6 protein-coding genes, 2 tRNA genes and 5 rRNA genes are annotated in these 13,761 nt (G+C 37.3%); 11 read left to right on the top strand and 2 right to left on the bottom strand.

Annotation, left to right across the window (positions count from 1 at the left end; genetic code table 11):
* The first annotated feature begins 37 nt into the window (after positions 1–37).
* Entirely contained in the window at positions 38–427 is a 390-nt protein-coding gene (locus QIA46_RS02130) for a DUF1893 domain-containing protein (RefSeq protein WP_002557021.1), read from the top strand.
* A 29-nt stretch (positions 428–456) separates the two neighbouring features.
* Here the strand turns inward: QIA46_RS02130 and QIA46_RS02125 are convergent, their stop codons facing one another.
* Entirely contained in the window at positions 457–774 is a 318-nt protein-coding gene (locus tag QIA46_RS02125; RefSeq protein WP_317268272.1) for a hypothetical protein, read from the bottom strand.
* A gap of 187 nt (positions 775–961) precedes the next feature.
* Here QIA46_RS02125 and rsmI point away from each other — a divergent pair, with 187 nt between their 5' ends.
* The 4 genes from rsmI to QIA46_RS02105 all read left to right on the top strand — a co-directional run bounded on the left by rsmI (position 962) and on the right by QIA46_RS02105 (position 4,284).
* Positions 962–1,657: a 16S rRNA (cytidine(1402)-2'-O)-methyltransferase gene (gene rsmI / locus QIA46_RS02120; protein WP_418905858.1), complete on the top strand. Its 696-nt coding sequence runs from the start codon at positions 962–964 to the stop codon at positions 1,655–1,657.
* Between the two features lie 94 nt (positions 1,658–1,751).
* Positions 1,752–2,300: a 2'-deoxyribosyltransferase gene (locus QIA46_RS02115; protein WP_317268270.1), complete on the top strand. Its 549-nt coding sequence runs from the start codon at positions 1,752–1,754 to the stop codon at positions 2,298–2,300.
* 208 nt (positions 2,301–2,508) lie between these two features.
* Positions 2,509–4,044, top strand: a 16S ribosomal RNA gene (locus QIA46_RS02110).
* Positions 4,045–4,210: 166 nt separating this feature from the next.
* A tRNA-Ala gene (locus tag QIA46_RS02105) sits at positions 4,211–4,284 on the top strand.
* Positions 4,285–5,284: 1,000 nt separating this feature from the next.
* Here the strand turns inward: QIA46_RS02105 and QIA46_RS02100 are convergent.
* Positions 5,285–5,358: transfer RNA gene (locus QIA46_RS02100), tRNA-Ile, on the bottom strand.
* Positions 5,359–5,715: 357 nt separating this feature from the next.
* Between QIA46_RS02100 and QIA46_RS02095 the strand changes: the two genes are divergently transcribed.
* The 6 genes from QIA46_RS02095 (at position 5,716) to rrf (QIA46_RS02070) (ending at position 13,754) form a co-directional block, all read left to right on the top strand.
* Complete coding sequence (locus tag QIA46_RS02095; RefSeq protein WP_317268269.1) at positions 5,716–6,276, top strand: DNA-3-methyladenine glycosylase; 561 nt, start codon at positions 5,716–5,718, stop codon at positions 6,274–6,276.
* A gap of 131 nt (positions 6,277–6,407) precedes the next feature.
* Positions 6,408–7,247, top strand: coding sequence for a Cof-type HAD-IIB family hydrolase (locus QIA46_RS02090; protein WP_317268268.1), 840 nt, complete (start codon positions 6,408–6,410; stop codon positions 7,245–7,247).
* Between the two features lie 200 nt (positions 7,248–7,447).
* Positions 7,448–10,376, top strand: a 23S ribosomal RNA gene (locus QIA46_RS02085).
* Positions 10,377–10,399: 23 nt separating this feature from the next.
* Positions 10,400–10,510, top strand: a 5S ribosomal RNA gene (gene rrf, locus QIA46_RS02080).
* Between the two features lie 181 nt (positions 10,511–10,691).
* Positions 10,692–13,620: ribosomal RNA gene (locus tag QIA46_RS02075) — 23S ribosomal RNA — on the top strand.
* A gap of 23 nt (positions 13,621–13,643) precedes the next feature.
* Positions 13,644–13,754: ribosomal RNA gene (gene rrf / locus QIA46_RS02070) — 5S ribosomal RNA — on the top strand.
* The last annotated feature ends 7 nt before the right edge of the window (positions 13,755–13,761 follow it).

Genomic DNA, 13,761 nt, shown 5'->3' with positions numbered 1-13,761 from the left:
TTATTGATTGTTATAAATATCCAGAAAAGAGGTAAAAATGATATCAGGCTTGAATCCAACGTTAAGGTTATTTAAAGATCATAAAATACTTTATTCTAACATGGAAAGGGGATTAAAGCCCCTTTTAGAAGTAGATAATTTTATCAATAAATATATCCAGAATAAAGAAGGACTTGAAATTTATGATAAAGTTGTAGGCAAGGCAGCAGCCGTTATTATTTATAATATAGGGCTTCAAAACGTTCAGGCCGGGGTTGTTTCTCAACCCGCAAAGGATTTTTTAGAAAGCAGAGGAATAAAAGTGGCTTATAAAAAATTGGTAGAAAAAATAAATGATAGGGCAGAAAGTTTGATTGAAAGCTTGGAAAATCCCGAAGAGGTTTATAAGTATATGATTAAAAGAGGCATTATAGTCAATAATTTATAAATTATGAAAATAATTGATCTATGTTTTAGCTAGCTACGTGATTTTGAGTATACAGTAATAATTAGGGCTATATTGTATATTAATATTATTAAATTTCCCCAATTTAGGTAAAAATTGCTTTTATTATAGTTAAAAATCCAAATTCCAGCATAAATACCTAAAAATCCTCCTATAGAAGATGTAAACATTATTAAATTAGGTTCGATTGTATGTTGATTAATTTTGTTTTGATTTTCTTTAGCATCAGGTTGCTCGGTAAATTTGCTGTCAATAAAAATCATGGCAAAACCTGTAAGAGTGATGCATAGAAAATAGATCATAAATATTTTTCTAATTAATGCAAACATAAATTTTCCCTTTCTTTTAACTTTTTAATCATTAATACTTAATGATATAACTAAATGTAATACAAAAGCAAGTATTTTGATAGACATATAAAATTTAGCTTATATCTTATTTTTGTATTAGGTGAATAAAGGGTTTTAGATTTTTATAATTAAGAAAAATGTTTTTAATATATTTATTTTTGTTTTTTTGGAGGAATTAAAAGGAGCCGTGTTATATATTGTTGGTACGCCAATAGGCAATTTAGAAGATATTACTTATAGAGCAATTGATGTTTTAAAATCGGTAAATGTTATCTTTGCAGAAGATACGAGAGTCACTAGTAAACTTTTGTCGCGATATAAAATTAACAAAAAAATGATTTCTTGCAATGCTGTGACAGAAAACAAGAAGATAGGCTTGCTATTGGATTATTTGGCAAAAGGAAATTCTATTGCTTTTGTTAGTGACGCCGGTACTCCGGGGCTTAGTGATCCTGGTAGTTTATTGGTTGCTGCTGCTTTTAGAGAAGGATATAAAGTTTGTCCGATTCCCGGAGTAAGTTCTTTTAATACAATTGTAAGTGTTAATCCTTTTAGAGATAAGTCGGTATTTTTTGAGGGATTTTTGCCCAACAAAGGTCTTAAAAGATTTAAAAGAATTGCTGAACTATATAAAAGAGGAGATGCTTTTGTTCTGCTTGAATCTGGCCATAGAATTTTGAAATTGCTTGTTGAAATTTCTTCTGTTAGTTTAGATGCGAAGGTTCTTGTTGGTCGCGAGATGACAAAAGTTTATGAAGAATATCAAATTGGCAGACCTTTAGAATTAAAAAAATATTTTGAATCGAGCAAGGATAAGGTTAAAGGAGAGTTTACTATTTTAGTCAGCAGAAGCCGTTCATAATAAATGTTTTCTACTTAGATTTCAAAAATTTATTTATTGTTGATTTTATCTGATTAATTTATTATGCTATACTTGAATTTTGATAGGGGTTTTTATGAAGATTTATTTAGCTTCTCCATTTTTTACCGAAGAGGAAATTAAACTAAGGGATGAAGTTTTGAAATTTCTTGAAGAGTTTAATTTAGATGTGTTTTCTCCAGAACATCATGCTGTTAAAAAGATGGGATTGCTTGAGAAGGTTGATGATAACTTTGCAAATAGAGATATAAGAGAGAAGATAAGAGAAATAGATTTAAAAGAGCTAGTTAGTAGTGATATTGTTTTGGCCTTGGTTAATTATGTTGATGCGGGTACGGCCTATGAGAGAGGTTTTGCCTTTGCTAAAAAAATACCAAGTATAGATTTTTTTAAAGATAAAAAAGATTCTGATTTTTATAATTTAATGTATAGTGACTGTAATGCTGCTTTTTCTAATTATAAGGATCTTAGGGAAGGAATTTTGACTTTTAAAGAATTGTGGATTAAGTTTAAAGGAGATAATGAAAATTTCAGAACCTTCTTTGATTATTTAAAAGCTAAATTGGGAAATAAATTGAAAAAAATTTTTACAACTTTGCCTGTTAATGAAAAATGTGGTTGTTAATGCTTTTAGCACGGCTTATTAATAAAATTTATTTTTTTACATTTTATATTAATAAAATAATGAAAAGGTATTGACAATATGTTTCTTCTTTTGTTAAAGTATTAAAGGTTGAAATGATTATTGGAAGATGAGAGAAGGGAAGAGTTAAGTAAGGTTAAAAGCCAAAAGAATAAACAAAACCTGTTAATTTTTTAAATAAAAAGTAAGAATAACGAAGAGTTTGATCCTGGCTTAGAACTAACGCTGGCAGTGCGTCTTAAGCATGCAAGTCAAACGGAATGTAGCAATACATTCAGTGGCGAACGGGTGAGTAACGCGTGGATGATCTACCTATGAGATGGGGATAACTACTAGAAATAGTAGCTAATACCGAATAAGGTCAATTAATTTGTTGATTGATGAAAGGAAGCCTTTAAAGCTTCGCTTGTAGATGAGTCTGCGTCTTATTAGCTAGTTGGTAGGGTAAATGCCTACCAAGGCGATGATAAGTAACCGGCCTGAGAGGGTGAACGGTCACACTGGAACTGAGATACGGTCCAGACTCCTACGGGAGGCAGCAGCTAAGAATCTTCCGCAATGGGCGAAAGCCTGACGGAGCGACACTGCGTGAATGAAGAAGGTCGAAAGATTGTAAAATTCTTTTATAAATGAGGAATAAGCTTTGTAGGAAATGATAAAGTGATGACGTTAATTTATGAATAAGCCCCGGCTAATTACGTGCCAGCAGCCGCGGTAATACGTAAGGGGCGAGCGTTGTTCGGGATTATTGGGCGTAAAGGGTGAGTAGGCGGATATATAAGTCTATGCATAAAATACCACAGCTCAACTGTGGACCTATGTTGGAAACTATATGTCTAGAGTCTGATAGAGGAAGTTAGAATTTCTGGTGTAAGGGTGGAATCTGTTGATATCAGAAAGAATACCGGAGGCGAAGGCGAACTTCTGGGTCAAGACTGACGCTGAGTCACGAAAGCGTAGGGAGCAAACAGGATTAGATACCCTGGTAGTCTACGCTGTAAACGATGCACACTTGGTGTTAACTAAAAGTTAGTACCGAAGCTAACGTGTTAAGTGTGCCGCCTGGGGAGTATGCTCGCAAGAGTGAAACTCAAAGGAATTGACGGGGGCCCGCACAAGCGGTGGAGCATGTGGTTTAATTCGATGATACGCGAGGAACCTTACCAGGGCTTGACATATATAGGATATAGTTAGAGATAATTATTCCCCGTTTGGGGTCTATATACAGGTGCTGCATGGTTGTCGTCAGCTCGTGCTGTGAGGTGTTGGGTTAAGTCCCGCAACGAGCGCAACCCTTGTTATCTGTTACCAGCATGTAATGGTGGGGACTCAGATAAGACTGCCGGTGATAAGTCGGAGGAAGGTGAGGATGACGTCAAATCATCATGGCCCTTATGTCCTGGGCTACACACGTGCTACAATGGCCTGTACAAAGCGAAGCGAAACAGTGATGTGAAGCAAAACGCATAAAGCAGGTCTCAGTCCGGATTGAAGTCTGAAACTCGACTTCATGAAGTTGGAATCGCTAGTAATCGTATATCAGAATGATACGGTGAATACGTTCTCGGGCCTTGTACACACCGCCCGTCACACCACCCGAGTTGAGGATACCCGAAGCTATTATTCTAACCCGTAAGGGAGGAAGGTATTTAAGGTATGTTTAGTGAGGGGGGTGAAGTCGTAACAAGGTAGCCGTACTGGAAAGTGCGGCTGGATCACCTCCTTTCTAAGAGAAAGATAAACTAAGGCTAATTCCATTAACTCTTCCCTACTCTCTTCTTTTGATAAAAGAATTTTTTAAACCGGTGTTATTTTTTTAAGTTTAATAGAAATTTATGTATTAAGCTTTTTATTAATGATATTAAAGCGCTCTATTAAGTTTAGATCATTTTGGGGGTTTAGCTCAGTTGGCTAGAGCATCGGCTTTGCAAGCCGAGGGTCAAGGGTTCGAGTCCCTTAACCTCCATTTGGCATTTGCCTTGGATTGTGATTAAGCATTTTTTCAAGTAACTTTGTTAGAGAGATTATTTTAAAGATGAAATAGAGGAAGTTAGAATTTCTGGGTTAAAGGTGGGATCTTTTGATACTAAGAAGAATGTCTAAAAACAAAAGCAAGCCTCTTATAAAAACTTACGGTGTGTCATTAAATCATAAGAATTAAACAAGATTACATTTTCTAGTAGTCTATTTTAAACATCCCACATTCATTACTAGCTTTTAATTAGGAATTAATGTGAGTCGTTAAAGCGTGATGTCTGGGGGGGCAAGTTTTGTAGCGAGTCGCAACTTTTGTTATCGTTACCACTATGTAATGATGGGGATTTGTATAAGATTTTGGTTATAAGGTGGAGGGTAAGGCTTGTGTTCAAGTTGTTACTCTTATATCCTACGCACGTGTTTACAATGTTCTGTACAAAGCGAAGAGAAACAGTGATTTGAAGCAAAAGCTTAAAGCGAGCTAAGTCTGGATTGAAGTTTGAAATTCGATTTCATGAAGTTAAAATCACTAATAATTGTATATCAGAATAATACGGTGAATATGTTTTCAGACCTTATACACACTCGTCCGTCACACCATTTGAGTTGAAGATGGCTTAAGTTGTTATTCTAACCCGTAAGGGGGGCGCTTTAAGTATGTTTAAGGAGGAGGAGGGTGAAGTAGCAACAAGGCGATCGCATTTTCCGGTATGGCTGAATTAGCCTCTTTGTAGAAGAAAGACAAATTAAGGCTAATTCTATTGACGATTCTTTGTACTTTTATTTTGATGAAAAAATCTTTGAAGTCAGGGTAAATTTTTAGTTTAAAATTTAGAAAAAATAAATCTTTAGCAGGTGTTTGGCAGTATTTGGCTTTATATTTAATTAAGCTATTGTTTGATAGCAGGTACAATTTTAGGGTGAAGGGCTTTTATATTATTAATTATAGCTTAAAGCAATATTGCCATATTTAAAACGATGAAATACATTGGGACCAGGATGAGTTGAACATCCGACCTCAGGTTTATCAGACCTGCGCTCTAACCACCTGAGCTATGATCCCTTAAACATACAATTCTTTTACAAATTTTATTTAAATCTTATGACTTTGTCAATATCTCTTATACCTTTAAAAGATATAAGAGATATTGTGTATAGTTTATAATTTTTTACATATGTATCAATGTCCTCTATTTTATATTTTAGATTAGCATTTTCATATAAGATGATTTAAGTTGAATCAGTTTAGCTTTTTAAGTTTTTTTGGATTAAAAATCTAAAAAATTTATTAAAATAGTATTAATTGGATAATTAAATTATTTTAGTTTTTATTTTTATTGTGGGCAATATACTTTTATGTTTTGCATGTGTGTTTTGGCAATAATTTTTTTTATTATTTTTTTGTTTTAAAATTGGGTTTATGGATCGATATTTTTTTTTGCAAGATGCTACTATCGTTGCAAAGTTATTGCTTGGTAATTTGTTGATCAGAAAGATCGACAAAGAAGAAGTGGTTACCAGAATTGTTGAAACGGAAGCTTATATGGGGATAACAGATAGTGCCTGTCATTCTTATGGCGGCAAGATAACAAATCGTACAAGTTCTATGTATAGCATTGGGGGATATTCTTATGTGTATATGATATATGGCATGCATTACATGTTTAACATTGTGACTGCAGATAAAAATAATCCCCAAGCTGTTTTAATTAGAAGTGTAGAGCCCATTTCTCCATTATTGGGGGAGAAAAGTATTCTTACCAATGGTCCTGGAAAACTTACAAAATTTTTAAACATTGATTTAGCTTTTAATAAAGTTGATCTTATTGGAAATAATGAGCTTTTTTTACAAAGAGGCATGAATCTAGATTTTAATATAGTTTGTTCAAAAAGAATCAATATTAATTATGCACAAGATAGTGATATAAACAAGCCTTGGAGATTTTATATCAAAGATAACAAATTTGTTTCAAGGCGTTGATTTTCATTTAAATATATTTTAAAAAAATTTTAAAAATATAATATTATTAAATTTGATTATTTTATTCTTTAAGAGTAATTTATTGAGAATAAATTACTTGTGATAGTATATTTTACAAGAGAGATTTATATATGAATTCTAATTATAAGAGATATAAAATGCTGGTTTTTGATCTTGATGGCACTTTATTGAACAACAATCATGAGATTACTTTTTTAACCCTTGAAGTTCTTTTGGCTTTGAAGAAAGATTTTAAAATAATTATTGCAACCGGTAGAAGATTAAGTGAAGTTAAAAATATTAGGAATCAATTAAAAAAAATGAGTATTAATGAAAATTATCTTGTAACGGCGAATGGGGCGGAAGTGTTTTTGCAAGAAAATTTAATTTTTAGACATGCAATGAGTTATGGCTTGGCAAAAGAAATTCTCAAGATACATAAAGACAATGTTGATGTTAATCTTTATACTTTTGATACTTGGTATTCTAATGCATATGTTAAAAGTCCTATTATGAAACATTTTATTAGGGATTTAGGCCTGAATGTTACTATTGGAGATCTGACTAAATTAAACGTTGACTCTGTTTCTAAGATTGTTTATTATTGTGATGATTTGGCAATTCTCAATAAACTTGACAATGAGATTAGGGATAAGGATTTCAAGGACATAAGGGTGTTTTTTTCTTCTAAAGATTTATTAGAGGTTACCAATATTAATGCTAATAAGTATAATGCTATTGAAAATATTGCTTTTCTTGAAAGCATTCCATTGTATGATGTTTTAGCTTTTGGAGATAATAATAATGATTATGAGATGCTCAAAAATCTTGGCAAAGGGGTTTTAATGAAAAATGCCAATGAATTTCTTAAAATTAATTTAGCGAATAACGAAATGACAAAGTTTAGTAATAATGAGGATGGTGTTGCTAAGTTTTTAATTGATTTTTTTGAGCTTAATATTAAGTATTAATTTGTATTCGAGTGTTTAATGTATTTGGTTTATTTTTAGCAGAATTTTCTATTTAAAATATAAATTTTTATTTATAATGTATTTTTGTAAATTTATTTATTAAAATATTGGAATAAGTATTGACATGGATTAAACAAAGATATATATTATTTTATGTTGCATAAACAAATTGGCAAAATAGAGATGGAAGATAAAAATATGGTCAAAGTAATAAGAGTCTATGGTGGATGCCTAGGAGCTTTAAGGCGAAGAAGGTCGTGGTAAGCTGCGAAAAGCTTGGGGGAGAAGCAAACATTTATTGATCCCAAGATTACCGAATGGAGTAATCCAGCTAGCAAGATGCTAGCTATCTATTATTTAAATAATAGAGGCGATACCAGGGGAAGTGAACCATCTAAGTACCCTGAGGAAAAGAAATCAAAGAGATTCCCTTAGTAGTGGCGAGCGAAAAGGGAGTAGCCCAAACTTTAAATGTGTCAAGCCGCAGAGCGTTGCATTTATGGGGTTGTAGGACGTTTAAGCTTAGTCTGTGATAAGCAAAAAAGTTACAAAATATTTATATAGAAGAATAATCTGGAAAGATTAACCAAAGAAGGTGATAGTCCTGTAATTTAAATGTAAATATCTTTTTAAAATGTTCCTGAGTAGGACGAGGCACGAGAAACCTTGTTTGAAGCTGGGGAGACCACTCTCCAAGGCTAAATACTAAAAAGCTACCGATAGTGAAGAGTACCGTGAGGGAAAGGTGAAAAGAACCCCGGGAGGGGAGTGAAATAGAACTGAAACCATAGACTTACAAGCAGTCAAAGCCGTAATTAATTGCGGTGATGGCGTGCCTTTTGCATAATGAACCTGCGAGTTATCATGTCTAGCAAGATTAAAGCATAGAAGTGCTGGAGTCGAAGCGAAAGCGAGTCTTAAAAGGGCGATTTAGTTAGATGTGGTAGACCCGAAGCCGAGTGATCTATTTATGGCCAGGCTGAAGCTTGGGTAAAACCAAGTGGAGGGCCGAACTCTAGTCTGTTTAAAAAGGCAGGGATGAGCTGTGAATAGGAGTGAAAGGCTAAACAAACTCGGAGATAGCTGGTTCTCCCCGAAATGGATTTAAGTTCAGCCTTATTTTAGTTTAATAGAGGTAGAGCACTAATTGAGCTAGGGCCTGTCAAAGGGTACCAAACTCAGTTAAACTCCGAATGCTATTAAATGATGAATAGGAGTGAGACTATGGGCGATAAGGTTCATAGTCGAGAGGGAAACAGCCCAGACCAACAGCTAAGGTCTCAAAAATGTGTTAAGTGGAAAAGGAGGTTTAGGTACGTAAACAGCCAGGAGGTTGGCTTAGAAGCAGCCATACCTTTAAAGAGTGCGTAATAGCTCACTGGTCGAGTACTTAAGTGCCGATAATGTAACGGGGCTAAACACATTACCGAAGCTTTGGATCTTAACTTTCGTTAAGATGGTAGGGGAGCGTTCTGTAAGCCAGAGAAGTTAAACTGGAAAGTTTGATGGAGGTATCAGAAGTGAGAATGCAGGTATGAGTAACGAAAAAATGGGTGAGATCCCCATTCGCCGAAAACCTAAGGTTTCCTGGGTAAAGGTCGTCTTCCCAGGGTTAGTCGGCCCCTAAGGCAAAGCTGAAAAGTGTAGTCGATGGGAAACAGGTTAATATTCCCGTACCTCTTATAGTTTCGATGGAGTGACGCATGAGGTTAACTACTGCTAGGCGATGGTTGTCCTAGTTTAAGCATTAAGGTGATGATCTTAATAGGAAAATCCGTTAAGAGAGCTAAGATGTGATGATGAGTGCTATTTAGGTGGCACGAAATGTAGGTAGTCAAGGTGCCAAGAAATAACTTCTAAGGTTAGGCTATAAGGGACCGTACCGCAAACCGACACAGGTAGGTGGGATGAAAATTCTAAGGCGCGCGAGAGAATCCACGTTAAGGAACTCTGCAAAATACGTACGTAACTTCGGAATAAGTACGACCTAAGCAATTAGGTAGCATAAAAATGGTCCAAACGACTGTTTACCAAAAACACAGGTCTCTGCAAATCTGCAAAGAGAAGTATAGGGACTGACACCTGCCCGGTGCTGGAAGGTTAAGAGGAGATGTTAGTTTATTCGAAGCATTGAATTTAAGCCCCAGTAAACGGCGGCCGTAACTATAACGGTCCTAAGGTAGCGAAATTCCTTGTCGGGTAAGTTCCGACCCGCACGAATGGTGTAACGATTTGGACGCTGTCTCAACGTGGAGCTCGGTGAAATTGAAGTATCGGTGAAGATGCCGATTACTTGTGGTTAGACGGAAAGACCCCGTGAACCTTTACTATAGCCTGGTATTGAGATTTGATTAAATATGTGTAGGATAGGTGGGAGACTTTGAAGCTATCTCGTTAGGGGTAGTGGAGTCAATCTTGAAATACCACCCTTGTTTAATTAGGTTTCTAACTTATAGAAATATGAGGAGAGTGCCAGGTGGGTAGTTTGACTGGGGCGGTCGCCTCCTAAAGAGTAACGGAGGTGCGCAAAGGTTACCTTAGAGTGGTTGGAAATCACTTTGTAAGTGTAAAGGCATAAGGTAGCTTAACTGTAAGACTGACAAGTCGAACAGATACGAAAGTAGGTCTTAGTGATCTGGCGGTGGCAAGTGGAAGCGCCGTCACTTAACGAATAAAAGGTACTCCGGGGATAACAGGCTTATCCTTCCCAAGAGTTCACATCGACGGAAGGGTTTGGCACCTCGATGTCGGCTCATCGCATCCTAGGGCTGGAGCAGGTCCTAAGGGTATGGCTGTTCGCCATTTAAAGCGGTACGCGAGCTGGGTTCAGAACGTCGTGAGACAGTTTGGTCCCTATCTGCCACAAGCGTTGGATATTTGAGAGGAGCTATCTTTAGTACGAGAGGACCGAGATGGACGAACCTCTAGTGTACCAGTTATCCTGCCAAGGGTAAGTGCTGGGTAGCTACGTTCGGAAAGGATAACCGCTGAAAGCATCTAAGTGGGAAGCCTTCCTCAAGATGAGATATCCTTTAAGGGTCCTGGAAGAATACCAGGTTGATAGGTTAGAAGTGTAAGTATAGTAATATATTAAGCTGACTAATACTAATTACCCGTATCTTTGGCCATATTTTTGTCTTCCTTGTAAAAACCCTGGTGGTTAAAGAAAAGAGGAAACACCTGTTATCATTCCGAACACAGAAGTTAAGCTCTTTTTCGCTGATGGTACTGCGAGTTCGCGGGAGAGTAGGTTATTGCCAGGGTTTTTATTTTTATATTTTAAACCTTAATTTTATTTTATATTTTTTAAATGTTAGTGTTTTTGAATATGTTATTTAAATTATATAAAAAATAAAATATATATTGACATGAATTAAACAAAGATATATATTATTTTATGTTGCATAAACAAATTGGCAAAATAGAGATGGAAGATAAAAATATGGTCAAAGTAATAAGAGTCTATGGTGAATGCCTAGGAGCTTTAAGGCGAAGAAGGTCGTGGTAAGCTGCGAAAAGCTTGGGGGAGAAGCAAACATTTATTGATCCCAAGATTACCGAATGGAGTAATCCAGTTAGCAAGATGCTAGCTATCTATTATTTAAATAATAGAGGCGATACCAGGGGAAGTGAACCATCTAAGTACCCTGAGGAAAAGAAATCAAAGAGATTCCCTTAGTAGTGGCGAGCGAAAAGGGAGTAGCCCAAACTTTAAATGTGTCAAGCTGCAGAGCGTTGCATTTATGGGGTTGTAGGACGTTTAAGCTTAGTCTGTGATAAGCAAAAAAGTTACAAAATATTTATATAGAAGAATAATCTGGAAAGATTAACCAAAGAAGGTGATAGTCCTGTAATTTAAATGTAAATATCTTTTTAAAATGTTCCTGAGTAGGACGAGGCACGAGAAACCTTGTTTGAAGCTGGGGAGACCACTCTCCAAGGCTAAATACTAAAAAGCTACCGATAGTGAAGAGTACCGTGAGGGAAAGGTGAAAAGAACCCCGGGAGGGGAGTGAAATAGAACTGAAACCGTAGACTTACAAGCAGTCAAAGCCGTAATTAATTGCGGTGATGGCGTGCCTTTTGCATAATGAACCTGCGAGTTATCATGTCTAGCAAGATTAAAGCATAGAAGTGCTGGAGTCGAAGCGAAAGCGAGTCTTAAAAGGGCGATTTAGTTAGATGTGGTAGACCCGAAGCCGAGTGATCTATTTATGGCCAGGCTGAAGCTTGGGTAAAACCAAGTGGAGGGCCGAACTCTAGTCTGTTTAAAAAGGCAGGGATGAGCTGTGAATAGGAGTGAAAGGCTAAACAAACTCGGAGATAGCTGGTTCTCCCCGAAATGGATTTAAGTTCAGCCTTATTTTAGTTTAATAGAGGTAGAGCACTAATTGAGCTAGGGCCTGTCAAAGGGTACCAAACTCAGTTAAACTCCGAATGCTATTAAATGATGAATAGGAGTGAGACTATGGGCGATAAGGTTCATAGTCGAGAGGGAAACAACCCAGACCAACAGCTAAGGTCTCAAAAATGTGTTAAGTGGAAAAGGAGGTTTAGGTACGTAAACAGCCAGGAGGTTGGCTTAGAAGCAGCCATACCTTTAAAGAGTGCGTAATAGCTCACTGGTCGAGTACTTAAGTGCCGATAATGTAACGGGGCTAAACACATTACCGAAGCTTTGGATCTTAACTTTCGTTAAGATGGTAGGGGAGCGTTCTGTAAGCCAGAGAAGTTAAACTGGAAAGTTTGATGGAGGTATCAGAAGTGAGAATGCAGGTATGAGTAACGAAAAAATGGGTGAGATCCCCATTCGCCGAAAACCTAAGGTTTCCTGGGTAAAGGTCGTCTTCCCAGGGTTAGTCGGCCCCTAAGGCAAAGCTGAAAAGTGTAGTCGATGGGAAACGGGTTAATATTCCCGTACCTCTTATAGTTTCGATGGAGTGACGCATGAGGTTAACTACTGCTAGGCGATGGTTGTCCTAGTTTAAGCATTAAGGTGATGATCTTAATAGGAAAATCCGTTAAGAGAGCTAAGATGTGATGATGAGTGCTATTTAGGTGGCACGAAATGTAGGTAGTCAAGGTGCCAAGAAATAACTTCTAAGGTTAGGCTATAAGGGACCGTACCGCAAACCGACACAGGTAGGTGGGATGAAAATTCTAAGGCGCGCGAGAGAATCCACGTTAAGGAACTCTGCAAAATACGTACGTAACTTCGGAATAAGTACGACCTAAGCAATTAGGTAGCATAAAAATGGTCCAAACGACTGTTTACCAAAAACACAGGTCTCTGCAAATCTGCAAAGAGAAGTATAGGGACTGACACCTGCCCGGTGCTGGAAGGTTAAGAGGAGATGTTAGTTTATTCGAAGCATTGAATTTAAGCCCCAGTAAACGGCGGCCGTAACTATAACGGTCCTAAGGTAGCGAAATTCCTTGTCGGGTAAGTTCCGACCCGCACGAATGGTGTAACGATTTGGACGCTGTCTCAACGTGGAGCTCGGTGAAATTGAAGTATCGGTGAAGATGCCGATTACTTGTGGTTAGACGGAAAGACCCCGTGAACCTTTACTATAGCCTGGTATTGAGATTTGATTAAATATGTGTAGGATAGGTGGGAGACTTTGAAGCTATCTCGTTAGGGGTAGTGGAGTCAATCTTGAAATACCACCCTTGTTTAATTAGGTTTCTAACTTATAGAAATATGAGGAGAGTGCCAGGTGGGTAGTTTGACTGGGGCGGTCGCCTCCTAAAGAGTAACGGAGGTGCGCAAAGGTTACCTTAGAGTGGTTGGAAATCACTTTGTAAGTGTAAAGGCATAAGGTAGCTTAACTGTAAGACTGACAAGTCGAACAGATACGAAAGTAGGTCTTAGTGATCTGGCGGTGGCAAGTGGAAGCGCCGTCACTTAACGAATAAAAGGTACTCCGGGGATAACAGGCTTATCCTTCCCAAGAGTTCACATCGACGGAAGGGTTTGGCACCTCGATGTCGGCTCATCGCATCCTAGGGCTGGAGCAGGTCCTAAGGGTATGGCTGTTCGCCATTTAAAGCGGTACGCGAGCTGGGTTCAGAACGTCGTGAGACAGTTTGGTCCCTATCTGCCACAAGCGTTGGATATTTGAGAGGAGCTATCTTTAGTACGAGAGGACCGAGATGGACGAACCTCTAGTGTACCAGTTATCCTGCCAAGGGTAAGTGCTGGGTAGCTACGTTCGGAAAGGATAACCGCTGAAAGCATCTAAGTGGGAAGCCTTCCTCAAGATGAGATATCCTTTAAGGGTCCTGGAAGAATACCAGGTTGATAGGTTAGAGGTGTAAGTATAGTAATATATTAAGCTGACTAATACTAATTACCCGTATCTTTGGCCATATTTTTGTCTTCCTTGTAAAAACCCTGGTGGTTAAAGAAAAGAGGAAACACCTGTTATCATTCCGAACACAGAAGTTAAGCTCTTTTTCGCTGATGGTACTGCGAGTTCGCGGGAGAGTAGGTTATTGCCAGGGTTTTTAT

Source organism: Borreliella carolinensis, from assembly GCF_032595855.2.
Lineage (GTDB): Bacteria > Spirochaetota > Spirochaetia > Borreliales > Borreliaceae > Borreliella > Borreliella carolinensis.
This window is presented reverse-complemented; position numbering and strand designations above follow the sequence as displayed.